The sequence below is a fragment of the Symmachiella dynata genome (genome assembly GCF_007747995.1).
GTDB lineage: Bacteria > Planctomycetota > Planctomycetia > Planctomycetales > Planctomycetaceae > Symmachiella > Symmachiella dynata.
Map to the genome: position 1 here is coordinate 3,042,792 of NZ_CP036276.1, position 26,627 is coordinate 3,069,418.

Consider the following 26,627-nt stretch of genomic DNA (forward strand, 5'->3'; position numbering starts at 1 on the left):
CCGCAGTGCGGGCTCGTATTATCCGTTTTCGGTCGCAATGTCTAACCAACTGTCCGCTTGCTTTTAGCAATTCATTCGGGGGCTGCCGTGGCTGGGCTTTCCGGTGCCTCTGCTACCGGAGGTGTGCTCTCTCCCGAAAAATACCCAAAGATCCCCATCAGCGGAAAAGACGCAAATCCCAAGCTGATTGTCATCGCGAAGAGAATCCCCAAAATCTTAATCGGCTTGGTGTATTTCGGGTGATTGATTCCCAAAGATTGAAACGCGCTTTGAAATCCGTGCAACAGGTGAAAGCCCAGGACCAAGGTCCCGACCAAATACACGATGTGGGTGAAGCCTTGACTGAGAATTCGCGAGGCATTGGCGAATTCTGTTAACCCTTCTGGGCTGGGGGAGATCACGTCGAACTTAAAATGCCCCAAATGCACCAACAGGAACATCAGTACAACGAGCCCGGTGACGAACATGTATTTGCTGGCAAAATTCGGTGCCCCTTTGGAGGTCGTTTCGACGACCTTGGAGCGTTGCATGTCGTACCGCACTGCGCGGGCGGCCCAGTTTTCGCGGGCTGTGATGATTCCCAGCGCGATATGCAAAATCAACAGGATGAACAACCCCGTTTCAGCGATGGGCAGCAAAATCTTTTGCGAATGCAGAGCATGGGCATAGGCGTCGTACTGCTCAGCACCGACGTACAACAAAAAGTTTCCCGATAGGTGTACGACCAAAAATCCGCAAAGTGCCAGACCGGTGATGCCCATCAAGAGCTTCTTGCCGATCGATGACGACAAGGCTCGAATCAGCGAGGTCAATGTCCGTCTCCCCGAAGGTGTTTCGCCCGAGTTTGTTTACTAGGGCGTCAAGTAGTGAAACTGATCAGCAATTGAGCCGGAAGCGCGTGACCGACGTGATTGCCGCCAAATCAGAAGTTCCTCAGGATTATAGGACAACCGGGTACACTTTCAATCGTACCGGCAATTGTTCTTGTCACGCGAAGCAAACAGCAGCCACGATCTGTGCGTTTTGCCAGAATTTGCCAAACACATTGTCGCGGCGGGGCCCAGGCAGGGGAATTCAATCCACGTCCAATGCCGCTCCTTGCAAGCACAACGTTACTGCCGATGATTGGCGCTGCAGCAGTCCGCACCCCACGCGTTATGCCCCGCCCCGCTTGTTACGACGGCGTTTGCTTGGTTTTCCGCCTGCGGAAGAACGTTTTTTGTGGGCTCCCTTTTTCGGCGCAGTCATCTGTTTCTTTGCTTTTTTCTTTCGTTTCGCTTTTTCCCGGCTCGCAGCTGCCTTTTTCTTATTCGACTTTTTGCGGGGCTGTTTGCCTGCTTTTTTTGCGGATGGCTTGCTGCTTTGGGTGGGGGGCTGCCGTTTTTTGCTTTGCTTTTTCTTGGCAGACGAATTTTTTGTCGCCGACGAATTCGTTGTTGTTGCCAAGACCCGGAAGTTCAATTCGCGGCGATCGACATCGACGTGCGTAACCACCACCCGCACCGTGCCTCCCAAGCGATATTCCTGTCCCGAACGGCGTCCAACAATCCGATGCGATTCCTGTTCGTAGTCGTAGAAATCCTCGGCCAAGGTCGAGATATGCACCAATCCTTCGGCGGGTAACTCCAGCCCCTGGCAGAAAAATCCAAATTTCTGCACACCGGTGATCACCGCATCGAATTCCAATCCGATTTGATCAGACAGGTACGTCAGCAGCTTGACCTTGATCAGTTCCCGCTCTGCCTGTTCGGCACGGCGTTCATTGAACGAGCAGTGCTGCCCCAGCGCCACCAATTCCAAAGCGTCCTCATGCCGTTTGTCCCCCTTGATCAAACGGTCCACAATGCGGTGGATGGTCAAGTCGGGGTAACGCCGAATCGGACTGGTGAAGTGGCAATAATTCTCCTCAGATAAGGCATAGTGCCCCAGTTCGTCCGGGGAGTAAACCGCCTGCTTCATGCTGCGCAACAGTGCATAATTCACCGCCCGCATCAGCGGTTGGTCACGAACTGCATTGAGCAAATCTTGCACATGCGACTTGCTTTGATATTGCTTCAGTTCAAAGCCGAGTGAAGTCACAAACTCGCCGAAGGATTTGAGTTTGGCTTCGTCCGGCGCATCATGCACGCGGCGGAGGAAAGCGATCCCCTTTTCAGCCAACTTATCGGCGACGGCAATATTCGCCGCCAACATGAATTCCTCGATGATTTGATGGCTCGCGTCATGTTCGACCGACTTGGCTCCGATCACCTCGCCATCTTTGCCGAGCACAATCTTGGTTTCCGGCATCGAGAGTTCCAGCGCCCCACGGGCGAAACGCCGCGCTCGCAACAACATTGCCAGTTCGTACATCCGCGCCAATAAATCCCGCACCCGGGCCGGCGCTCGCGATTTGTGCTCCTCAGGATGAAAAATGATCGGCAAAACTTGCTCATAAGCAAATCGCCGTACGACTTTAATGGCGGTATTCTTGAGTTCGACATGAATCGGCATCCCTTCGGGGGAAAACTCGATCATTGCCGATTTTGTAAAGCGGACTTTGCCCTGTTGCAGGCTCGCCAGCGAATTGGAAATCACTTCCGGGATCATCGGCAACACGCGGTCGGGCAGATAGACGCTCGTTGACCGCTGTTGCGCCTCTTGATCCAGCCGTGTCCCAGGCTGAACGAAGTGTGAAACATCGGCAATGTGCACGCCCAGATGCCAATGTCCGTCGTCGCTCCGCGAGAGGGAAATCGCATCGTCAAAATCTCGCGCGGTCTTGGGATCGATGGTCACGATCGTCTCGCCGGTCAAATCCACGCGATCTCCCAGTTCGGACTCATCGAATTGCTGCGCTTGGATCCGCGCTTCTTCCAACACGTCTTCTGGGAATGCGTCGGGTAATCCATATTCGTGAATGACAGCCGCCGTATCGACTCCCGGTGCTCCCCGCGCCCCGAGCACTTCGGTAATGACCCCTTCTCCTTGCCGGAAATGGCTGGGAAAACGGACCATTTCGAACACGATTTTATCGTCCGGTTGCGCCCCCTTGGCACCGGGATCCCCCACGAAAATGGGGTCGCTGAAGTTCGTGCCGTCGACCTGCACGTAGCTGCGGCCGCCGCTTTCGAAGTAGGTTCCCACAAACGCGTTGGTCGCCCGCTGCAGAATCTGTTCCACGCGTCCCCGCACGCGATCCCCGTCCCGGCCCTTTCCTTTGAGCAATTTGACGATCGCTTCATCGCCGGTCAGCGCATTGCCCAAGTTTTTGGGGGCAATGTAGATGTCTTCCTTGAACTGGGCCGTCTCGGCGTGCTGGATTAGAAATCCAAACCCCCCTGCAGCCTTTTTGATCACGCCCGTCACGAAACCGTGCGGAGGAGTCGCCCGCAACAGTCCATTGCGGGTGGCAAAAACCGCCCCCGATTCCACTAAGGCGTCCAACGCCTCCCGAAATGCGGGTAGATTTTTCTTGGGTACTTTGAGGAGTTTGGCCAGCGGAACCGCTTTAACGGGCTTGTACTCGGGTTTGGCCAGAAGTTCGAGTATCTGTTGTTCAATTTTCGGCATAGAAGTCTCGGTCGGTTGGACACGGCCATTTCAAATCAGGTTCGCGGAATCCATCAACAGAAAAGACGGAGCGTTGACTATACAGATTATCACGGTGACCCATGCAATGGGGGAAGAAACAGCGATGATCGCCCATAAACCGCAAAAATCCCGCCTTGCCGCCATGATATCTCCGCCGAGTACCGCGCAATTCAATCCGCAAACACCTTTCCCGGATTCATCACGTTCTGCGGATCAAGTGTCGCCTTGATCGACCGCATCACGTCCCAGGCGGCACCATGTTCCTGTTGTAGGAATTCCCGTTTGCCCAACCCGATACCATGTTCGCCGCTACAGGTGCCCTCCATGTCGAGCGCGCGTTGGACCATGCGGCTGTTGAAATGTTCCGCTTCGGCTAATTCCTCAAGGCGATTCGGATCGACCAAAAACAGCACATGAAAATTCCCGTCTCCCACGTGCCCCAGCATCGGACAAGGCAACGAGCATTCCTGCAAATCCCGCCGTGTTTCCGCAATGCATTCGGCCAACCGCGAGATGGGAACGCAGACATCCGTCGTAACGCTCCGGCTGCCCGGTCGCGATTCGATGATGGCGTAATACGCATCGTGCCGCGCTTGCCACAGCTTGTTGCGTTGAGCCGCATCCGTCGCCCATTGAAAGTCGGTCCCCCCCTGCTCTGCCGCAATCCGCGCAACCCGCTGGGACTGTTCGACCACCCCCTGCTCCGTCCCTTGGAATTCGAGGAACAACGTAGGCGCCGGTGCGTAGTCGAGGCCGGAATAAGCATTCACCGCCTGTAGCGCCGCCTCGTCCAGTAATTCCATTCGAGCCAAGGGGATTCCCGCTTGGATTGTCTGGATCACAGTCTTCACCGCCGCAGCAACATCCGGAAACGGGCAGACGGCTGATGACAACGCCTCGGGAACACGATGCAGCCGGACCGTCACGGCTGTGATAATTCCCAACGTCCCTTCTGAGCCGACAAACAGCCGCGTGAGGTCATATCCCGCCGCCGATTTGCGAGCACGGCGCGATGTGTGAATCACCCGTCCGTCGGCCAAGACGACTTCCAGTCCCAGCACATTTTCACGCATCGTGCCGTAACGAAATGCATTGGACCCCGACGCCCGCGTGGCCGCCATGCCGCCGATTGTAGCTGCGGCACCAGGATCGACCGAAAAGAACAGCTGGCTGCCTTCGAGTCGCTCATTCAACGCAACGTGCGTCACACCCGCATCGACGACCGCGTCCAGATCTTCGGGATGAATCGCGCGAATCTCATGCATCCCGCTCAGATCAATGCACAGCCCGCCCCGTGTGGCCACGATTCCTCCTTCGACGGCGGAACCAATGCCGTAGGGAATCATCGGCACCCCACGCGCGGAACAGATTTTAACGATTTCCGCAACTTCGGCGGTGGTTTCAGGAAACGCAACCGCCTCAGGTGCCACAGCAGGCTGCCAAGACTCGTCACTGCCATGCACGTCGCGGACACCATCGGCCAGCGTCAGCCGATCGCCGAGCAAGGCCGTCAATTCAGATTGTGCTTGTGAGAATTTCGTCATCCGCAAATTCTAACCGCTGAATCGAGACTTCGCATCCCGTCGCAACGGACATCGCATCCAAAAGCTCGCGCACCTGGCCAGCACCCAACGTCTTCGTCTTCTGGTAAAAGCGAATCACGAAGCGCCGCTGAATTCGTCAATAATGGAATATTCCGCCCAGACCTCCTGAGCTGATCAACTCTTACAGTTCCGATGCTCCTTGAAATTCGTGCAGACACCCAACTCCGCATAACCCTGATGATCGCGCATTGGAGACATCCGTTGGCTCAGCGTGCGATCTTCTCCGGTTCGTTCATGCACTCAAGATCCTATGTCCCTTTTCCTAAAGGGTTTATATCGCTTTGGCTTCATTCGCGGTGATCGGCGCGTGAACGTCAGGACCTCAATAATCGGCATGGTTGTTGCCACGCGTTTTAAAGCATTGATCCTTACATCTTGCAGATTCTACGTCGATGACTCAGTGCGGAGAAATTTCGCAACCAATAACTACTGGTCAGCTTCTCCAAAGTACGATCTACCTAGTGCGAACGTGAGACATGAATGTGCGTTGCAAATGATTTGCAACCTGAGTGCCAACGGAGGGGCCGCCCTACGAGTCCGCTTTGGACGGACTTCCCCCAAGACTGTTGGTCACAAGTGATGAAATACGATCTGGTTGTTATTGGCAGCGGACCTGCCGGACAAAAAGGCGCGATAGCTGCCGCCAAACTCAACAAGCGCGTCGCCATTGTCGAACGCGACTTCAATCAGTTTGGCGGCGTCTGCCTGCACTCCGGCACGATCCCCTCCAAGACGATGCGAGAAGCCATTTTGCATCTCAGTGGCTATAGTCATCGCGACGTATACGGCGAGCAGTACCGTCAAAAACGTCGGATCACGATGGACGATCTGCGACGGCAGGTCGCGCACGTCGTCGAGCACGAACGTGATGTTGTTCAAGACCAGTTGGAGCGCAACGGGATCGACAGTTACGTCGGTGACGCGAGTTTCGTCGGCCCGCACGAGATCGCTGTCACCCGCGCCGGCGGAGAATCGGTGACCCTGCAGACTGAAAAAGTCTTGATCGCCAGTGGCACAAAGCCGGCACGGCCCGAGAGCATCCCGTTCGATGGCGAAACCGTATTCGATTCCGACGAGATCCTGAAGTTGTCGGAAATTCCACGGTCCTTGATCGTCATCGGCGGCGGCGTGATTGGCATCGAGTACGGCATCATGTTTGCCACACTGGGGGTGCGGGTAACCGTTGTTGATGGCCGGCGACGGCTGTTGGAATTTGCCGACGCCGAAATCGTCGACTCACTGATGTTCCACGCCCGTTCGCTGGGCATGGTCTTTCGCTTGGGTGAGGACGTGGTGGGGATTGATCGCCTTCAGGAAAACCGGATCGCTTTGCATTTGGAAAGCGGCAAAAAGCTGATCGGCGAAAGCGTTCTCTATGCTGCCGGTCGCGCCGGCGACACGGAACGTCTGAATCTGGAAGCCGCCGGTCTGACTCCCGATGATCGGGGCCGCTTGTGGTGTAACGAGCATCAACAGACCTGGGTGCCGCATATCTACGGTGTGGGCGATGTCGTCGGTTTTCCCGCTCTGGCCAGCGTTTCGATGGAACAAGGCCGCCGCGCCGTTTGCCACGCGTTCGATCAACCGTTTCACGGCTGTGAGGTGTTGCCCTACGGCCTGTATACGATTCCCGAAATTTCGATGGTCGGGAAGAACGAAGACGAACTAACCAAGGAACGCGTGCCCTACGAAGTCGGTGTCGCTCGTTTTCGCGAAATCGCCCGCGGTAAGATTCTGGGGGACGACACGGGACTGCTCAAGATGTTGTTCCACCGCGAAACGCGCGAAATTCTCGGCGTGCACTGCATCGGCGCCACCGCCACGGAGATTATTCACATCGGGCAAACGGTGATGGCCTTGGGAGGCACCATCGACTATTTCCGCGACACGGTCTTCAATTATCCCACCATGGCCGAATGCTACAAAGTCGCCGCCTTTGATGGATTGAATAAGCTGTCGCTGGAAGGCGAATTCGCCGCATCAGCGCCGTCCACATCGGAGAAGGAAGAGAAAACACCCCTGCCGCGTGAAGCCAATATCGATGTCATGGCTGTATAAGGGTGGCATCACCTCGGCTAGCTACGACTTGGGAATATCAAACCCCACGTCGACCGAGCATTCGGAAAAGTCGGTGGTCATGGGCAACCAATAATGTTGCGCCCAGCGTGGCGAATAGATGGTGTAGTCACCCCCGACAATCACTTGCGGCAAGCTGATGTTCAGGCCCAATGTTTCCATATGACGTTTGCCGAAACCGGCGATCATATTGGCCATTTCTCCGATCGCATCCAGCACATCTGCATCGACCTCGGTGGGCTGAATCCCTGTCATCCGCTCCAAAATCGCCATGGCTCCTTCAGCGGGAATGCTGAATGAAATCGCCCCGGTCATTCCACCACTGATACCAATCACCGACGTGACTTCATGCATCCGATGGCCTACGGAAACCGGCTGAATTTCCCCCATCGTGCAGCCACTATCCAGCATCATTTCCACGACTGAAATCGTCGATTCCGCGAACGGCTTGATCAATTGCAATGCTGGATCTTGTTCAGTCGATGTCGTCATGAAACTGTTTTCCCAATGGGGGCGCGTCGATCACGATAAGTCTGTCCATTTCTTAAATCGACCGTACTGCGCCACAGATTCAACACGACATCCGTGCGTCCGACTTCCCACTAAAACCGGTCAGGTCGTTGGCTCCATTGGGCGGAAAAATCGGAACAGCACGCAAACTCACTCAACTGCAATTCCGCCGCAATTGCTCAACAGCCTGCTGGAAATCGGCCGGCAGCGGTGCTGAAATGACCAATGGGGCGCCCGTCAGCGGATGCGAAAACGCAATTTCCGCCGCATGTAACGCCTGTCGATCCAGCAAATGCTCGTCGTCGGAAACTCCGTAAAACTCGTCCGCCACGATCGCATGCCCCATGCTGGCTAGATGCACGCGGATCTGATGCAGCCGCCCCGTCAGCGGTTTGGCCTCGACCAACGAATACGGTAATTCAAATCGCTCCAACACTTGAAACCGTGTGACAGCGGCTTTGCTGCCTGTTGCCGTTGGGGCAACGCTCATCAGCCCACCGTCGGACGCCCGCCCGATTGCCGCATCGATCTCGCCCGTATTGTCAGCGATGTGACCGTGCACCAGCGCAAGATACGTCTTGGCCACCCGCCCCGACTGAAAGTCGATCGACAAATTGCGATGCGCATGGTGGTCTTTACAAACCACGATCACTCCGCTGGTCAGCCGATCCAAGCGATGCACAATCCCCGGCCGCAACAGACCCGGCAGCGGCGTTTGCCGGTCGAGGTAATACTGCAACGCATTGGCCAACGTTCCGTCATGATAATTCCCACCCGGATGCGCGCTTTGCCGCGGCGGTTTATTCACGGCAATCACATGCTCATCTTCGTACAGGACTTCCAACGGCAGATCTTGGGCTTCGATCAGCTTGTCGGGCGGCTCAATCAACCTGACGCGCACTTGTTGGCCCGCTCGCACCCGAAACCGCGGTTCAGCCGGCACATCATCAATCCACACGCACCCCCCGCGAATCAACCGCTGCATCCGCTGCGGCGTATAATTCCGAAAATGCCGCGTCAAAAACCGATCGATTTTCTCGCGATCCAAGTAGTTTTCGACCGTGACCACGGTGGTGTAGGGATATGGTGTTGTTGGCCGGGCGTTTTGCATATGATGTCGGAACAATGTACGAAGACGAATCCAAATCATTCAATCGCCCTGCTTTGTAACTGCACTCGCATGACGTGGAAAGCCCGACAGCGCCGCCAATGACCGAGTCCCACGAAAATCTCTTGTTGCTTCCTGGCCTACACGGCGTTGGCTCGTTGTTTCCTCCCTTCATCTCCGCCATGCCGTCGCACTGGACGACGCATACGTTCGAGTATCCTCTCGATGCGGTGCGTTCCTATGAAGAGTGGACAGCGATAATCCGTGAGACTCTTCCCGAGCGCGAACCGTTCGTCTTAGTCGCAGAGTCTTTCTCCGGTCCAATCGCTGTCAAAATTGCCGCAACGCCACCACCCAATCTGCGAGCATTGGTTTTGACGGGAACATTCCTCTCCAACCCGGTGGCTCCCCTGCCGAAGTGGCTGGTCCGCGTCGCTAAACCGTTGTTGAAAATCGCGCCCGTTCCTCGCTTTATACTGCGGCGATTTTTATTGTCCCCAGATTCTTCGCCCCAGTTGGTGCAAGGAGTGTTTCAGGCGGTCGATTCACTCCCCAAAACGACAATGGTCGATCGGATCGTGTCCACGTGCATGGTCGACGTGCGCGAGGATTATCGCCGGTTAACGGTGCCGACGCTGGTCCTCATCGGACGACGGGAGCGACTCATTCGCCCTCGGGCGGTTGCGGAATTCAGCCGTTTGCGTCCTGATGTGCAGATCGCCGAATTCGATGCGCCTCACCTGATTGTAGAGTCCAAGCCGCAAGAATCCGTTACCGCTATCGCACAGTTTTTGCAGCAACTGTCGACATCCGAAGCGTGAATGCTTGATGCGCCGAAAAAACACTGTTTGAAAATTCATTGAGAACCCCCAACATGCAACACGATACAGCTTTTCAAATGGCGGCTTCCAATATCCGTTTCGGTGCTGGAATCACCGGCGAAGTCGGCATGGACCTCGTCGACATGGGGTTGCGACGGGTGATGTTGGTCATCGATCCCGCCCTCGTCGCTTTACCAACCGGCAAGACGGTGATTGCCTCGCTGGACGATAACGGGATCGATTACGAACTGTTCGACCGCGTTCGCGTTGAGCCGACCGATGCCAGTTTTCAAGACGCAGCCCAGTTTGCCACCGCAGGCAACTTCGATGCATTTGTCGCTGTCGGCGGCGGCAGCACGATCGATACCGCGAAAGCGGCCAATCTGTACTCCTCGCACCCGGCTGATTTTTTGGAATACGTCAACGCACCCATCGGCCGCGGCCGTCCCGTCCCCGGCCCCTGCAAACCGCTTATTGCCATCCCCACCACAGCAGGCACGGGGAGCGAAACGACCGGCGTCGCCATCTTTGACTTTGTCGAACATCATGCCAAGACCGGCATCGCTCATCGCTTTTTGAAACCGACACTCGGCATCGTCGATCCTGAAAATACCCGCACGCTCCCAGCGGCGGTGGCAGCGGCGGCTGGGTTGGATGTGCTGTGTCACGCGATGGAATCCTACACTGCGATTCCCTACACAGCGCGCCCTAAACCGGCGCGGCCGATCGAGCGGCCGGCCTATCAAGGCAATAACCCCATCAGCGACCTCTGGTCAATGCGCGCACTGGAAATGTGCCGTGAATCGTTATTACAAGCCGTCGCGCATCCCGAAGATGATCATGCCCGTGGACAAATGATTCTCGCATCGGCGCTGGCCGGCATCGGCTTTGGCAACGCTGGCGTCCACCTGCCACACGGCATGTCCTACCCGGTGGCCGGCATGGTCCGCGAATTTATGCCCGCTGGTTATGTGACCGATCACCCGATCGTCCCGCACGGCATGTCGGTCATTCTCAATGCTCCCGCCGTCGTCCGCTTCACCGCTTCCGCCTGTCCGGAAAGGCATCTGCAGGTCGCCGCAGCTTTGGGAGCGGACATCAACGATGTTGACGAACGCGACGCCGGCGACATTCTTGCTGACACGATTATCGACTACATGCAAAAACTAAACATGCCGTCCGGTCTCGCCGCTGTCGGGTATACAGATGCCGACATCCCCGCCCTGGTTCAAGGCACGCTGCCCCAACACCGTGTGACGAAACTTGCCCCCAAACCGGCCGGCGAAAAAGAGTTGGCGTCGCTGTTCGCCGATTCGTTAGAGATTTGGTGATTGGAGCAGAGGAGTTATTCGACTTCGCAAACAATTTAAGGAGAGCCGCCGTGCCAGGAAAGCTATCGGCATTTATGAACGACCATGTCCCCGGCTATCGGCGTATGACGCGCCTGCCTGGTCAAGTCTTTGGCGTCAATCCTTTCGGTGGCGATATTCGACCAACGCGGGTTCCGGTTCTCCAGCCCGGTTCCGGCCGCCCCGCATTGCCGTTTCCTCATCCTTGGAATTTTGACGAACCAATTCGGATTCTCGAAACCTACTTTTGGGGTGCCGATGACGAACAGGGAGCGGGAAGACACAACCGCTACTTAGATTGTCCCGGCTTTTCCCCCATTTTGGTCACACGCGATCCCGGTGTGATTCGGGCGATTACGACCAACACCGGCGACCGCGCGGGACAATTCGATCGCGACACTCTTCCCTCCACCGGCATTGCGCGGGCCACGGGAAAGGATACGCTGCTCTTTGCGAACGGAGCGATCTGGAAACGACAACGCAAGCTCGCCGCCTCGCCGTTTGGCAAGACGACGCTGTTTCAGCCGGAGATGTTCCATGAATTCGCCGAAACATTCCGCAGCACCATCACGCTCCGTTTGGACGCGCTGCGCAACCACTTCGAACAAACCGGTCAGAAGACGTTAAGCATCTCGTTGGAACCGGAAATCAAAGTGGTGATGTTGGAGATGATCGTCAATAATTTCTTTGGCGCCGAAGTCGCTTATGAAGAGTTGCGCGATCGGTTCGTCCCGGCGCTGGAGCGAGTCATCGACCACATCGTCCGTGACACGGTCATCAATCAGATCGGTATTTCGATCGCAAAAATGCCAAGCCTCAACGCCCGCATTGCACAAACCAAACAGGACTACGCCAGCTTCGAAGAACTGACCGCACGGGTCCTCGCCGTACGAAAAAAGGCGACCGGACTTTGGAAGCAATTTCGGTCCGACGCGCCCGACGAAGCCTTGCGGAGCAACATCAAGGTGTTTTTAGCCGGTGCTTTGGAAGCGACGACCTCCTATGCGACGTGGACGCTCTCGCATCTCGCGCGAAATTTACCGGCACAGGAAAAAGTTTATCAAGCGGTCCAGGAAATCGAGGACTACACACCCGAAAACCTAGAATCCGCCAACTACCTGACGCATGCCTTGGATGAATCGTTGCGCCTCACGCCGTCTCTATACTTTCTTCCCCGCAGAGCCACAGCGGACACTCGGATTGAAACAGCCGACGGCCGCAGCCTGCTCATTCCCCAGGGAACGCATATTCTGTTAGACGTCTGGCATGCGAACCGGCACGACGACTTCTGGGGTATTGAAGCCACCGGTTATCCCGCCCACGAATTCGTCCCTGAGCGCTGGGCGGAATTGGCCGCAGCGGGGCGGGCGTCGAAAGAAACCCTGCACTTCGGTTTCGGCCACGGCCCCCGCGTTTGCCCGGGCAAACACCTCGGCCAACTCGAAGTCGCTCTCGTCGTGGGCGCCTTCGTCAAAGTCTTCCAATTCAAAGCCCTCCATCCAGAAAACCCCGCCAAGGCAGGCGTCTCCACCAAACCCCTGGACGGGACGCTGGTTGAATTGGAACTACGCTGACAGATGTTAGATGACATCAGGGGTGGCCGCGATAGCTCCGCTATCGGGGCGGGCGTAGCCCGTAAGAGGCCGCAATTACCGCGAACATCTTGCTGTTAGAAGCTACCGAAGAAACCATGGCCCGTCGAATTGCGGCTTCCTGTGCCTGACGGCACACCGATTGCTGCGCAATCGCTGCCACCCTTTGGTTGTTCGAGCGATTAGCTAAACCGTCCCGCCACCTCCACCAACGTCCGCACCATCACCCCCGTCGCACCCCCCTCTTGGTGAGGTTGGTTTTTGTCCGAAAACGCCGGGCCGGCGATGTCCAGATGGACCCATTTGGTGTCCCCCACAAACTGCTCTAAAAACTTAGCGGCCGTGATCGCGCCGCCCCATTTGCCGCCGACGTTTTTGATGTCCGCCACGTCGCTTTTGATCAATTCGTCATACAGCTCGTACATCGGCATCTGCCACAACAATTCTCCGCGGTCTCGCGAAGCGGCCAGAACGGTGTCGCACCATGGTTGATCATTCGTAAACGCTCCGACAACATCGTTGCCCAGCGCCACCATGCAGGCGCCGGTGAGCGTGGCCAGATCGATGATGCAATCCGCCTTCTGATCGACGGCATAACTCAGCACGTCGGCCAGAACCAAACGGCCTTCGGCGTCGGTGTTGTGCACTTCGATCGTCACACCATTGCGAGCGGTGAGTACGTCGCCCAACTTGTATGACGATCCGTTGACCATGTTTTCGGTCAGTCCCATCAACGCGACGACGTTTACGGGAAGTTCCAATCGCGCAATCGCAATCATCGCTCCCAACACCGTCGCGGCGCCGGCCATGTCCATTTTCATATCCAACATGCCGGCGCTCGGCTTGAGGGACAGTCCCCCACTATCAAACGTGACCCCCTTGCCGCACAAGTACAACGTTGGAGCGTCCTCCGCACTGCCGTTGTGTTTGAGACTCACCATTCGCGGTGGTTGATCGCTACCACGGGCGACGCCGAGTAGGGCTTCCATTTTCTCTTCACGCAAACGGTCCTCGTCAAAGATTTCGCAGCCCAGTCCGTATTGATTTGCCAAGCCTTCAGCAACGGCGGCAAAGCTGATTGGATTGATGTCCTGTGCCGGGCGATTCACCAGGTCACGTGTGAGGTTGACCGCTTCGCCAAAAATCTGTCCGCGATCAATTGCCGATTGCAGCTCCGTTTCGTCATCCGCCGGAGCAATGACGACGGTCGCGTTTTCGAACGCGAAACGTTTTGGCTCCCGATGATAAATCCCCTGCCCCATACAGCCGATTTCCAATGCGGCAACCGCCGTTTCCAATTGGTCAGCCTGCGAACAACCGTCGCGCGACAAATCCGGCAGCGCGATGGCAATCGTCGTCGTTTCCTTCGAAGAGACCAGCCGTGCTGCGGTCATTACCGCTTTGTGCAACGACGCGCGCGTGATTTCCTCCGGTTTTCCGACCCCCAGCAGTAGGACACGCTTGGCGGCGATATTCGCCGCATCCAGCAACGCCACGGTTTCAGCGTTTTCCCCAGTCAGATCCTTCGCCTCTCGGACCCGAGAAATCGATCCTCCCAGTGATTCGTCCAGTGCCGACACGGTCGCCGGAAATCCGTCCGCTGCGGGGATTCCCACAATGAGCCAATCCGCTGGTACAGAATCATAATTTTGCGTGACCAATTGAAAATTCATGGCAGATTCGTCCTTGGTTATCTTCGAGTGTGCAAGATGGGATTTTCGGGAGCCGTCAATTCGAGCGAATCGATTGTCGAAAAGCAAGGGCGGTCGGCGGACGATTCTGTCGTCCGCTGCGGTGGCGATTCCGCGGAGCCGCGGTTAAACTATATGTCTCCCGCCCCTTTTGCTTCGCCGACTCCAACAATGTCATCTGCCGGCGCATTCCTCGCACGAAGGCCACAAGGAAATCTGTCTTTATGAACACCCGGACTTGCCACTTGCCGTTAATTGCTTCCCTCGTCCTGCTCGCGTTAGCTTCAGCCCCGCTGTCTGTCTTCTCGGCTGACGACGAGGAAAAACCACTCGCCGACCGCCTGCCCCGTATCCCAGCCACCGAATCGGATAAGGCTTTAGACACGTTTGAGGTCCAACGCGGCTTCTCGCTGGAAACAGTCGCCCACGAACCAAACGTTGCCGACCCCGTCAGCGCTTGTTTCGATGAAAACGGACGCATGTTCGTCGCTGAAATGCATGGTTATCCCTACTCGCAGGAACCGACCAAACTGAATCCTAAAGGGGGCGGCAAACAGGATGCAGGCATCGTGCGGATGTTGGAAGACACCAATGGCGACGGCATCTATGACCGCAGTGTGGTTTTTGCTGACAAGATCAGTTGGTGCACGTCGGTGCTGTGTTATCGCGGCGGCGTGTTTGTGATTTCACCGCCCCATATTTACTACTTCAAAGACACCAACGGCGACGACGTGGCAGATATTCGTGAAATCGTCTATTCCGGATTTGGCCGCGGCAACGTACAAGCCTTGCCCAACAATTTGAAGTGGGGCTTGGATAACAGAATCTACGGCGCCGGCGCCAGTCTGGGGGCGGAAATCACCAATCGCGGTGAGAAGATGGCCAAAATTGGCCAACAAGACTTTCGCTTCGACCCGGTCAGCGAAAAACTGGAACCGCAGTCAGGCGGCGCACAATTCGGGATGTCGTTCGACGATTGGGGCAATCGCTTTTTGGCCACCAACAGCAATCACATGATTCACGTGGTCTATCCCTATGAATATTTGGTGCGAAATCCGTATCTGCCGGTCCCCGGTGTGACGCGGAGCATCGCCAAAGAAGGGGGAGCGGCTCCGGTCTTTCGCCGCAGCCCACCCGAGCCGTGGCGGGTTGTACGGACGAAGCGGCGGATGGAAAATCCCAAGTTCGCGAAGAATGCGGGAACCGAACGTTTTGCCATTGGATTTTTCACATCGGCCACCAGCCCCACGATTTATCAAGGCAACGCCTACCCACCCGAGTATCGCGGAAACGCCTTCATTGGCGATGTCGGCGGCAATCTGGTTCATCGGAAAACTGTGGAATCCGACGGCGCAAGTTTCGTTGCCACCCGTGCCGATGAAAATGTGGAATTTATCGCCTCGACCGACAACTGGTTCCGCCCGGTCAATTTCGTCAACGCCCCGGACGGCACGTTGTATGTGCTCGATATGTATCGCGAAACCATTGAACACCCCTATTCGATCCCCGAAGACATCAAGGCGCACCTCGACCTGGAAAGCGGCCACGATCGCGGGCGGATCTATCGCCTCGTCAGCCCCGACATGCAGCGCATCAAGCCGCCCAAACTCGGAAAAGCCTCGGTCGAGGAACTGGTCAAAAACCTGGAATCGCCGAACATCTGGAACCGCGAAACAGCGCAGCGTCTCATCTGGGAACGCCAAGACAAATCGGCCGTTGCCCCGTTACGAAAACTTTTACGCGAATCCTCATCCGAATTGGGCCGCCTGCACGCGCTCTGCACGTTGGACGGCATCAAGTCACTCAAAGCCGACGATGTGCTGATTGGACTGTCTGATCCGCATGCCGGTGTCCGTCAACATGCGGTCCGCCTCTCCTCGACTGTGGCTGACAAGTCGTCGGAGGTGATGTCCCAACTCGTCGAACTGGTCGACGACCCCGACTATCGCGTCCGTCTGCAATTGGCATTCACCTTAGGAGACATCGCCCAGGAAGAAGCGGCTGAGGCGCTCGCACAAATGGCGATCCAATACTCCGACGACAAGGAAATGCGGATTGCCATCCTGTCCTCAATGACCGCCAATGCCCCCGCTGTGGCGCTGCGATTGTTGGCGAACGATAAATTCCGCAATACCGCTCGATCAGCAGAAATCTTATCGCTACTGGCCGGAATCGTGGCCTCAGGCAAAAACCCCACGGAGACGGTCAAGCTCTTAGCCGCCATCAGCACGCTTCCCGAGGATTCGCTCAACGTGCAGCGGCGGATGCTCAAAGCCATTGGCGAAGGCTTGGCTCGCAACAAATCCTCGATCGGCAAATTGCTGGCCGGCGATAAAAAACACAAAGTCCCAGACGACGTGAAACAAAGCGTCGCCGCTTTATTCACACGAGCCGGTGAAACAGCGATTGATGAGAAAGCGCCCCCGGCCAATCGCAGTGCGGCTGTCGAAATCTTGGCCTATGCCGACTTCGATACGGTGGCGGACACGCTGACTGAATTGATCACGCCGCAAACGCCGACTGCACTGCAAATCGCCGCTGTCAATGCGCTCTCCACGCAAAACGACGCGCAAGTCGCCGGTGTCTTACTCGAGGGTTGGCGCGGTTATTTCCCCGCAGTCAGAGCCGCCGTGATCGAAGCCTTGATTCGCAGCGACGACCGGACTCAGCAACTGCTCGTTGCGATGGGAGATGGTGAAGTCACCTCGGCCGAGTTACCGCGCGATAAAAAACAGTTACTGCTGAACCATCAAAACGACAAGATTCGCGCCGCTGCTCGCAAATTGTTTGGCGGCGAAGTCTCCGGAGATCGTGGTAAGGTCGTCGCTGAGTATCAAGCAGCACTTGAATTGGAAGGCAATGCCGAGCGCGGCAAAAAAGTCTTCGAGAAGACCTGCTCCGTCTGCCATAAGGTAGGTGAACTTGGCGTGCAAGTGGGACCCGATTTGGCCTCTACGCAAAATAAAACGCCACAAGATCTACTGGTCAATATCCTGGACCCCAACCGCGAAGCCTTGCCGCAATACACGACCTATAGCGTGGTGACCTCGGCGGGCAAAACCCTCTCGGGCATCGTCACCGGCGAAAGCGCCAACAGCATCACCCTGCTCCGTGCCGAAGGCAAACAGGACGTCGTGCTGCGGGCGGAAATTGATGTCTTAGCGTCGAATGGCGTCTCGCTGATGCCCGAAGGCCTCGAAAAAGACATTCCGCCCCAAGCGATGGCGGATCTGTTGGCGTTCATACGTCAGATTAAACCCGCCAAAGCCAAATAACGGCGGCGCACTTTTTTTCGCGACCAATTGCCGCCGCTGCGCGCTTTGATTATTGTCAGAACAGAATGCTCAAGCGCGAACCGCGCTAATGCGTACCTGCACACCATTTTCCAAATGTACACTTGGGAGAAGATACCGATGTTGAAAGCCGTGAGTTTGACTGCTGTTGCCGTTATGTGCCTGTTGCTCGTGGTCCCGATGGACTCCGGCGCCGCTGAAAAGGCGGACGAGCAAGGCTGGATTAGCCTGTTCAATGGAAAAGACTTTACCGGTTGGCGGATCAGTGAAGATGGAGACTGGAAAGTCGAAGACGGCGTGATCGTCGGCGGCGGCAATCGTTCGCACGTCTTCAGCGACAAGAAATTCAAGGATTTTGAATTCAAGACCGAATGCCAACTCGAGCCGGGCAGTAACTCGGGTGTCTATTTCCACTCCGATTACGTCGAAACCTGGCCGGTGGTGGGCTTGGAAGTCCAACTCAACAACACACACGGCGACCCGCGTAAAACCGGCAGCCTGTGGGGCGTGACCCATGCTTTCGAATCAGCCGCTAAAGACAACGAATGGTTCGAACTGCACGTCAAAGTTGTCGGCAATCACGTGCAAACATTCGTCAATGGAAAAATGATCATCGACTACATTCAGCCCAATGGAGTCACCGACGATCGCCGCGTCCGCGAAGAAGGGGGCAGTTTCGCCCTGCAGGCGCACGATCCGAAAAGCGTGATGAAGTTCCGCAACATCCGCGTGAAGCCGTTGGATAGCAAAAAATCGAAAGATAAATAATCATCGTGAAACGATGAAAATGGCACAAGCTAAACAGCCCTCGGACACACCCCGAGGGCTGTTTTCGTTTCCCAACCAATAGACTGCACAAAAATACGACATGCTGGTCATTCACATTTTGTTGGATACCGCGCACGCTCAATCGGTCTGCCGGGCGAAAAAATTAGACTTGCCATTTCCAGAAACCAGCGAATCCCAGTACAGTGCATACCGTCGACTCGGCGACTGTGCGTTGGTCACTTGCACCGACAGTTTTGGGAAAAAACACCATGCATCCGCTCTGCAGCTCAAGGATCATGACAACCGTACTGCTCACGCTGTTGTCATACGCAATCACTTCTCCTGCCAGTGGTGAACCACCACAGCGTTGGCAGCCGGGCGATCCGGCTCAGGTATTACCGGGACTCATTCCTGCTCCGGCTGAAATTCCCGGCATCGGACGCTGGCAGGCGATGCCGTTGCCAATCCGCAGCTATGTCAAATCAATCAAGTTCAGCCCTAACGGCAAATCGTTCGCATTCGGAGATGGGCATTATGTGCGGATTCATGACACAAACTCCATGCAACTGACCGGCGTGCTTGTCGGTCATACCGGCAACGTCACCTCGCTCGACTGGAGTCCCGATGGCCAGTGGTTAGCCTCTGCTGCTACTGACAACACCATCCGACTGTGGCAGGCCGACGGTGTTCCTGGACCGGTTTTGGAGGGACATACCGACACGGTTACCGGTGTCGCCTGGCAGCCGCAGGGCACGCTGCTCGCATCAACTTCGCTCGATGGCACCATTCGCTTTTGGCAACCCGATGGGAGTCCGGGACAGATCATTCGCGGGCACGAATCCCCCGTGCGCATGCTGGATTGGCATCCCGGCGGAAAACAACTCGCCGCCGGCGATGAGAATCAACAGGTCCGCATCTGGACTGTCGACGGACAACCGGGACCGGTCCTCAATGGCCACGTCGGCCCAATCACCGCCGTGCGATATAGCCCCGATGGCAATTGGCTCGCGTCAGGAAGTTCCGGCGTGGTTGCGGGTGAAGAGCCGCAAACCGTCGCACCAGCCGTCCGATTGTGGACCCCCGATGGAAAAGCGGGACCGGTCATGCAGGGGCATTCCCGGAAAATCAATGCCCTGGCCTGGAGCCCCGATAGTCAGCAGTTGGTCAGCGCCGCCGAAGACCGATCGGCCTTGATCTGGAATCTTGACGGAACACGAACGGGACGCGTCGAAGAAGAGGACGAAACCACGAATTTAATCTTTGCCATCGACTGGCATCCGGTGCATAACTATTTCATCGTCGGCGGCCGGTGTGTTGTCCGTTATCTCACGCTCAACGGTCAAATCGGCCCGAGTAAATTGATCCGCCCGCGCGGCTCGAAACTGATGTTCGTCGATTGGAATCCCCAGGAGGATAAAATCGCTGTCGCCGGCCGCGACGGAACAATCGACATCTGGTCATCCGATTTCGAAGTCCGCCAAACGATCGAAGCCTTTCGAACCCCCGTCACTTGCGTTCGTTGGAGTCCCGATGGCAAACAATTGGCCTCCATCGCCTATCATGCGTTAAAAGTCTGGAATACTTCCGGAGAAAACATTCTCGGATTCCCGTTGAAAGGATCGGTCAGCCGCGACTTGGCTTGGACGGCCGACGGGCAACATTTGGCCGCGGTCACGAGCAGCGGCGGACAGGTCTTTCTCTTCGATGAAGAGGAGGAAATCCAAAACTTCACGCTGCACAACGCCCAAATCCATGGCGTGAGTTTCAGTCCGGACGCCACGCAATTGGTCACCGTCGGCGGCGATAGTTACCTCCGCTTGCACGAACTCAAAGACAACGCGAAGGGACGTTCTCCTGGAGCGGTACTCAAAGTTCCCGATGGCGATGTCGATGCGGTACAATTCAGCCCCGACGGCAAATGGATCGCCTCAGGACACGCCACCACGGCACGATTGTGGCACCCCGATGGAACAGCCGGACCGGTCATCCCCGGGTTTACCGCCGCGGTGTTGCGACTCGATTGGCGCCCCGATGGCCGGGCCTTTGCCACCGCCAGTTGGGATACGAGCGTCAAAATCTGGAAAACCGACGGCAGCCTGCTTCACGAATTGCCACCACATTCCGCCCCCTGCTGGGGTATCTCTTTCAGCCCCGACGGCAAAAAAGTGGTCACCTGCGGTTGGGACGGAATTCTGCGCGTGATCGATATCGAATCGGGTGCCGTGCTCGCCGTCGCGGTCTATGTCGCCGACACGAAAACGATGGAAGCCCCCCACGATGAACGCCGCCAATCACCACTCAGTTTTAACCGCGCCGGCCAATTGCTTTCCGGTGATCGAAGCATTCTAGAATCCCGCATGGTCTACCTCGTCCAGCAACCCTCCGGGGCGATGAAGATTCTTAAGCCTTCGGAATTCTTCAGTCAGGCCCCGGGAGCAGATTTGACATCAGCCACAGCGAATCCATAAACGAATTCACGCAACGGAATGAGTTGCCAAGAAGACAACGTTATGACTTCACAAAGGAAAATCGCATGAAATCGCTAAGTCGCTCGTGGTTCTTCGCCATCACCGTACTCACGTTGCTATCCCCGTTGGGAAGTCGCATCGCTTCCGCTGCAGATGCGGCCGACTGGCAACCCGGTGATCCAGCCAAGGGACTTCCCGGTTTAATTCCCGCTCCTGCTGAAATCCCTGGGCTGGGACGTTGGCAGATGATGCCGTTGCCGCTGCGGGGATATATCGAGATGGTCGCCTTCAGCCCCGACGGAAAATCGATCGCATTCGCCGACGGCGGGTACGTGCGGATTCATAACACCTTCTCCATGAAATTAACCGGGGCTCTGCTCGGGCATAACGGCAATGTACGAGATATTGACTGGAGCCCTGACGGCAAATGGATTGCCACAGCTGGTGAAGATTCCACAGTACGCATCTGGAAATCAACCGGCGAGCCGGGACCGATTCTCAAGGGGCACACCGCGGCCGTGCGAGCTGTTGCCTGGAATTCCGACAGTCAATCACTCGCTTCCGCGGGGCTGGATGGAACCATTCGCTTTTGGCAGACCGACGGCACGCCGGGCATCGTGATTGATGGTCACAACGCGCCAGTGCATACGTTGGACTTCAGCCCCGATGGCAAAACCTTAGCGGCCGGTGATGAGAACCATCTGGTCCGACTGTGGAACGTCGATGGTACAGCCGGACCTGTTTTAAAAGGACACTTGGGAGCGATTACCGAAGTGGAATGGAGCCGCGACGGTGCTTGGTTGGCCACCTGCGATACAGGGCGCGTTCCCGTGTTGCTGGGGCAAGCGCAAGAACCGACCATCCGGCTGTGGACACCCGATGGTAAACCCGGTCCCGTGTTAAGCGGACATTCACGTTCCATCAATGCCATCACTTGGAATCCTGATAGCAAAAAACTGGTCACAGCTGGCGAGGACCGCCAGGTGATTGTCTGGGATACCGATGGCAATCAACTCGAAGTCGTGGACCAGGGACGCAAGGATCGAAACGATGTCTTCGCGCTCGACTGGCATCCTGACAAACCGTTCTTTGCCGCTGGCGGAAGATTCTCCGTTCGATATTTTTCGCCAAACGGCCCATTCGGCCCGACCAAGTTAATCCGCTTGCCGGGGACCAAGCTGGAATGCATCGACTGGAGCCCGCAAGACGAGACGTTGGCCGTTGCCAGCCGCGATGGCACGGTCCGCATCTGGTCCAACGGCCTGCGGTCAGAAACAATCATTGTAGCGCATAATCGGCCGACGAATTACGTTCGTTTTCATCCCGACGGAAAACGACTGGCAACTGTCAGCTTCGATGAATCCTTACGTGAGTGGGACACAGCCGGCAACCTGCTTCAAACGCATGCGGTGAAAGGCTTTATTGGACGATGTATCTCCTGGTCCCAGGACGGTGATTTATTGGCCGCCTGTTACCGTTTCAACAAAGGGAATTGCGCCGTTTTTCGCGACGGAAAAGATCAGGAAAGCTTCGTCATGCACAATGGCCAGCCGCTTTCGCTTGATTTCAATCCCCAGGGCACACAAATTGTCAGCGGAGGCGGCGATGGAAAAATCCTGCTCACGCGACTGACCACTGACGATACGCAACGGCAGACGCTTGCAGAGCTAACCGCCGACGACGGCGATGTCGACTCGGTTGCCTGGAGCCCCGATGGAAAATGGATCGCTTCGGGACACGATTCGTCCGTGCGGCTATGGCATCCCGACGGACAGGCTGGACCGGTCATGAGTGGCTTCGAAGCTGCCGTCATGCGGTTGGATTGGAGCCCGGACAGCAAAATGCTCGCCACAGGCAGTTGGGACACGACCGTTCAACTTTGGAATGTGAACGGCGAAATGATCCGCAAACTCCCCGGACATGCGGCCCCCTGTTGGGGCGTGTCGTTCAGCCCCGATGCCTCCCAATTGGCGACATGCGGTTGGGACGGCGTGATGCGTCTCTTGGATACCAAAACCGGAGAGATTCAAGCACTGGCCATCTTTGTGGCGGATACGGAAGTGATTGAAAACGACATCAACGAACGCCGCCAAGCCGCCGTCAGCTTCAATCGCGCCGGGCAAGTCCTGTCAGGGGACCCCCAGATTCTCGACGCCCGATTCGTCTACCTCGTCGAACAACCCTCCGGCGCAATGAAAATTCTTAAGCCCTCGGAATTCTTCAGTCAGGCCCCGGGAGCAGATTTGAAAACGACCGGAAACGATGAGTAAAACCTTGCCTGTTAGTCAGGGAAATGTAAATCAATGCGACGCCTCACACCTGCAATTCTGATGATTGCTCTCGCTGGATGCGGTATTGAGGATTCTAATCCGGAGGACAGCAGTTACACCGGCGAAGAAGCGAAATCGCACTTGTCACTTTGCGATCCGGAACATCTCCCCGAATCAATGACTGACCTCTGGGTCTACGATGGTGGTAGTTTCGGTGGCATGATTTATTACGTGTCGTTTCAATGCGAAACGCTCGAGGATTGCTGGGCGGCTGTCCGTGAATTCCGTGCACCAGAGGCAACCGAATTCGCCAATCGCATTCAAACCAAATTCGCGGTGAATCAGCATGGTCCAAGTTTCTACTTCAAGAACCTACAACATCCACACTGGGATGTCTCGCAAATAAAAAATGGCGTCTCCTATGAAACGGATCGGAGTGATGAGCATATGGATTTCTGGGCCATTGATCTGGACCGGCTGCGCGTATACTTTCATCATGAGTCCGGAGGCTTCCCCGATGACCCGCCATCAGTCCGCCACGGCAGGTGAGCTACGATGAGAGATCAGCACACGGTGCTTTGAAGCCATAGGTTTGGATTTTCAGCGTATTTCACCGCAATGTTTCTCAACCGAAAAAATTCCGATAGAACTGCGTCTAACTTGTTGTAACTAGATATCTCCCTGCCGTTGAATTCCGAACCGTTGGAAACACCCCGACATGTCCGATTCCCATCTCTGCACCATCGCCCAGCATGGCGTCGCCTGGCTCACCATGAACCGCCCCGAGAAGCGGAATGCCCTCACACGGACATTACTGGCGGAGTTGTTGGTCGATGTCCGCAAATTAGCGGCGAATTCTGATGTGCGGGTGATCGTCTTGAACTCAACCGGCCCGGTGTTTTGCGCCGGGATGGATTTGGCCGAAATGCAGGAGGTCGCTCAAAGTCCCGACGCGGAAGATTTTTGGCAGCAAGACGCACAACTTTTTTGCGACCTGCTCACTGCCCTGTTCACCGCCCCCAAGCCGGTGATCGCCATGCTGCAAGGTCCAGTCCTTGCCGGCGGCGTTGGATTAGTTCTCGCCTGCGATCTGGTGCTGGCCGCCGACACCGCCTTTTTCTCGCTCCCCGAACCGCGGCGCGGCATTGTCGCCTCGATCGTCACCCCGCTCTTGGCCTATCGCGCTACCGCCGGTGGCGCCTCGTCGTTACTCCTTTCCGGGGAACGCATCGCTGCCACCCGCGCCCGAGAATGCGGCCTCTGCCACGATGTCGTCTCAGCCGAAGAGCTGAGCGGACGCCTGGAAGAACTGATCGCCGCACTGCTGACCAATTCACCGCAAGCCCTGGCCGAAACCAAACGCCAGTTGATGGTCACCGCCGGCGCCAACGTCGTTCAACAACTCGAAGCGGCCGTCGATGCCTCCGCAGCAGCACGAAAAACAACCGATGCGCGCGAGGGACTCGCTGCTTTCCTAGAAAAACGATCGCCCCATTGGCAGCCGGAAGATTAACCTACCGCGTACGGCGCGACTATTTCTCCAACCCCTCAAACAAGCGGCTGCCAATACGCACCATCGTCGCCCCTTCCTCGATGGCGATTTCCAAATCGCCCGACATCCCCATCGAAAGTTCCGGCAACGCAAGTCCCTCGTGCGCAGCAATCAGTTCGTCACGCAGATTCCGCAAACCGGCAAACGTCGCGCGGGCTTCACCAGGATCACGCGATTCGGGCGCCATCGTCATCAGTCCGCTCACCTCGACATGCCGACACTCCGCAACGGCATCCCAAGACGCGCGCAACTCCTCAGGAGCAAACCCCCCCTTGGTCGCCTCGCCGCTGACATTCACCTGCAACAGCACCCGGGACGTCAGATTCAATTCTTCCGCCACACGATCGACCGCCCGCAATAGCTTCAGCGAATCAATCGAATGGATCAATCCGGCGACCGGCAATGTTTTACGAATTTTATTACGTTGCAAATGCCCGATGAAATGCCAACAAACCTCGTCGCCCAGCAACGGACTCCGCTGGATCAATTGTTGAGGCCGTGATTCCCCCAACTCGGTCACCCCCATCGCAACCAACGCCTGCACCCATTCCCATTGGGCATATTTGACCACCGCAATCAACGTCACCGATGACGATTCGCGTCCCACGCGTGCGCAGGCATCGGCAATTTGTTGCTGTACCGATTCGTAATTCCGATGAATCGTCTCAGATGTCGTTGTCATCAATGTCGTTCACTCGTTGCTGTCACTAGCATAAGTCGCGGGCGCAAGTCATCTGCTTTGGTGCCTACCGAGAAACACAGCCTCCTATGCTGCACCTCCCATCCCAGACCATACGTCGCCCGCGCCTCTGAATCAATCGAATCGGCTGTCACGTCGGTCAAGCATTTGCCAAAGACCGACGATTTTGTTAATGGTCTAAACCCGGCTACCGTTTATGCAATGTACTTCATGATGCACCACTTTACTCTGTTTGATTTCAACGAGGATTCGATGAGTTCCACAACTTGGTTGACACGATGCAGCCTCTTCGCTGCATCTCTGGTGATTTTCTCGCAGTCCGTGACCGCGGCAGAACCGAAACCCGAATTGTTGTGGCCTGATGGTGCTCCCGGTGCGGTGGGCGACGAACCGCTCGACAAACCGACGATCACTATCTTTCCTGCCCCAGCGGACATCGCCAACGGCGCTGCCGTGGTGGTTTGTCCCGGTGGAGGATATGGGGGATTGGCGGCTGGCTACGAAGGGGACGACGTTGCACGTTGGCTCAATACGCTGGGTGTGACCGGCGTCGTCTTACGTTATCGACTCGGGCCACGCTATCACCACCCTGCCCCGCTGCAGGACGCCCAACGCGCAATTCGCACCATCCGTGCGCGGGCCAAGTCCCTAGGCATCGACCCCGAGCGGATTGGGATTCTCGGCTTTTCCGCCGGTGGCCATCTGACCTCCACAGCCGCCACGCATTTTGACAACGGCGAAGGCAAATCGGCTGACCCAATTCAACGCGAGAGCAGCCGGCCCGATTTTGCCATCCTTTGCTATCCGGTGATTTCCATGACCGATGAAGCAATGACACACAAGGGTTCGCGGAGAAATCTTTTAGGCGACAAACCCTCAGCAGAGTTGATGAATTCGGTCTCCAGTGAGAAGCAAGTCACGGAAAATACTCCCCCCTGCTTTTTGTGGCACACAACCGGCGACAAAGGCGTGCCCTCTGAAAATAGCATTGCGTTTTATTTGGCATGCAAAGAAAAAGGGGTGCCGGTGGAGATACACATCTTCGAAAAAGGACGTCACGGCTTGGGGTTGGGCAAACCGGACGAGGCCGTTTCAGCTTGGCCTCCCTTGTGTGCGACATGGTTGAAGGAACGCGGCCTTTTGAACAAAAAGTAAAGCGGCCTTGGTAATGATGGCGGTAGATTGCGACAGTTGCGTGAAGCAGGTCACAGTGATTTCAAGTCTGCGTGACTATGATGCATGCAGACGACAG

18 protein-coding genes are annotated in these 26,627 nt (G+C 56.3%); 11 read left to right on the plus strand and 7 right to left on the minus strand.

The genetic code is table 11. The features are described from left to right. Window positions 1-71 precede the first annotated feature (71 nt). The 3 genes from Mal52_RS11800 to Mal52_RS11810 form a co-directional block, all read right to left on the minus strand. Complete coding sequence (locus tag Mal52_RS11800) at window positions 72-812, minus strand: succinate dehydrogenase cytochrome b subunit (RefSeq protein WP_145376284.1); 741 nt, start codon at window positions 810-812, stop codon at window positions 72-74. Between the two features lie 343 nt (window positions 813-1,155). Then, complete coding sequence (gene rnr / locus Mal52_RS11805; RefSeq protein WP_145376285.1) at window positions 1,156-3,552, minus strand: ribonuclease R; 2,397 nt, start codon at window positions 3,550-3,552, stop codon at window positions 1,156-1,158. Between the two features lie 191 nt (window positions 3,553-3,743). Continuing rightward, window positions 3,744-5,117, minus strand: a complete 1,374-nt coding sequence (locus Mal52_RS11810) for an FAD-binding oxidoreductase (protein WP_145376287.1) — start codon at window positions 5,115-5,117, stop codon at window positions 3,744-3,746. A gap of 639 nt (window positions 5,118-5,756) precedes the next feature. Here Mal52_RS11810 and sthA point away from each other — a divergent pair. Then, window positions 5,757-7,235 carry a Si-specific NAD(P)(+) transhydrogenase gene (gene sthA / locus Mal52_RS11815; RefSeq protein ID WP_145376289.1) on the plus strand — a complete coding sequence of 493 codons (1,479 nt, stop codon included), beginning with the start codon at window positions 5,757-5,759 and terminating at the stop codon, window positions 7,233-7,235. Window positions 7,236-7,256: 21 nt separating this feature from the next. Here the strand turns inward: sthA and Mal52_RS11820 are convergent, their stop codons facing one another. Both Mal52_RS11820 and Mal52_RS11825 read right to left on the minus strand, forming a co-directional pair. Continuing rightward, window positions 7,257-7,745 (minus strand): chemotaxis protein CheX, encoded by a 489-nt coding sequence (locus tag Mal52_RS11820; RefSeq protein ID WP_145376291.1) that lies wholly within the window; start codon window positions 7,743-7,745, stop codon window positions 7,257-7,259. A gap of 172 nt (window positions 7,746-7,917) precedes the next feature. After that, entirely contained in the window at window positions 7,918-8,913 is a 996-nt protein-coding gene (locus Mal52_RS11825; RefSeq protein WP_231962626.1) for an RluA family pseudouridine synthase, read from the minus strand. Window positions 8,914-8,972: 59 nt separating this feature from the next. Between Mal52_RS11825 and Mal52_RS11830 the strand changes: the two genes are divergently transcribed. From Mal52_RS11830 to Mal52_RS11840, 3 genes are all read left to right on the plus strand, one after another. Further along, a complete protein-coding gene (locus tag Mal52_RS11830; RefSeq protein ID WP_145376293.1) occupies window positions 8,973-9,692 on the plus strand; it encodes an alpha/beta fold hydrolase in 720 nt (239 codons plus the stop codon). Between the two features lie 53 nt (window positions 9,693-9,745). Continuing rightward, a complete protein-coding gene (locus tag Mal52_RS11835; protein WP_145376295.1) occupies window positions 9,746-11,023 on the plus strand; it encodes a hydroxyacid-oxoacid transhydrogenase in 1,278 nt (425 codons plus the stop codon). 74 nt (window positions 11,024-11,097) lie between these two features. After that, complete coding sequence (locus Mal52_RS11840) at window positions 11,098-12,615, plus strand: cytochrome P450 (protein ID WP_145380620.1); 1,518 nt, start codon at window positions 11,098-11,100, stop codon at window positions 12,613-12,615. Window positions 12,616-12,815: 200 nt separating this feature from the next. On the opposite strand, the gene Mal52_RS11845 is transcribed toward Mal52_RS11840, so the two are convergent. Next, window positions 12,816-14,306, minus strand: a complete 1,491-nt coding sequence (locus Mal52_RS11845; RefSeq protein ID WP_145376297.1) for a leucyl aminopeptidase — start codon at window positions 14,304-14,306, stop codon at window positions 12,816-12,818. Window positions 14,307-14,548: 242 nt separating this feature from the next. On the opposite strand from Mal52_RS11845, the gene Mal52_RS11850 reads away from it, so the two are divergent. The 6 genes from Mal52_RS11850 (at window position 14,549) to Mal52_RS11875 (ending at window position 24,636) form a co-directional block, all read left to right on the plus strand. Beyond that, entirely contained in the window at window positions 14,549-17,599 is a 3,051-nt protein-coding gene (locus tag Mal52_RS11850) for a PVC-type heme-binding CxxCH protein (RefSeq protein WP_145376299.1), read from the plus strand. Window positions 17,600-17,737: 138 nt separating this feature from the next. Beyond that, window positions 17,738-18,385 (plus strand): 3-keto-disaccharide hydrolase, encoded by a 648-nt coding sequence (locus Mal52_RS11855; RefSeq protein ID WP_145376301.1) that lies wholly within the window; start codon window positions 17,738-17,740, stop codon window positions 18,383-18,385. Window positions 18,386-18,681: 296 nt separating this feature from the next. Continuing rightward, complete coding sequence (locus Mal52_RS11860) at window positions 18,682-20,853, plus strand: WD40 repeat domain-containing protein (protein ID WP_197534845.1); 2,172 nt, start codon at window positions 18,682-18,684, stop codon at window positions 20,851-20,853. Window positions 20,854-20,918: 65 nt separating this feature from the next. Continuing rightward, entirely contained in the window at window positions 20,919-23,123 is a 2,205-nt protein-coding gene (locus tag Mal52_RS11865) for a WD40 repeat domain-containing protein (RefSeq protein ID WP_145376305.1), read from the plus strand. A gap of 33 nt (window positions 23,124-23,156) precedes the next feature. Beyond that, window positions 23,157-23,672: a hypothetical protein gene (locus tag Mal52_RS11870; protein WP_145376307.1), complete on the plus strand. Its 516-nt coding sequence runs from the start codon at window positions 23,157-23,159 to the stop codon at window positions 23,670-23,672. Between the two features lie 169 nt (window positions 23,673-23,841). Then, a complete protein-coding gene (locus Mal52_RS11875; protein ID WP_145376309.1) occupies window positions 23,842-24,636 on the plus strand; it encodes an enoyl-CoA hydratase-related protein in 795 nt (264 codons plus the stop codon). Between the two features lie 19 nt (window positions 24,637-24,655). Here Mal52_RS11875 and Mal52_RS11880 read toward each other — a convergent pair whose 3' ends face one another. Beyond that, window positions 24,656-25,357, minus strand: coding sequence for a YggS family pyridoxal phosphate-dependent enzyme (locus Mal52_RS11880; RefSeq protein ID WP_145376310.1), 702 nt, complete (start codon window positions 25,355-25,357; stop codon window positions 24,656-24,658). Between the two features lie 270 nt (window positions 25,358-25,627). Here Mal52_RS11880 and Mal52_RS11885 point away from each other — a divergent pair, with 270 nt between their 5' ends. Next, the gene (locus Mal52_RS11885; protein ID WP_145376312.1) at window positions 25,628-26,530 is read left to right on the plus strand and encodes an alpha/beta hydrolase; all 903 of its coding nucleotides are present in this window, start codon (window positions 25,628-25,630) and stop codon (window positions 26,528-26,530) included. The last annotated feature ends 97 nt before the right edge of the window (window positions 26,531-26,627 follow it).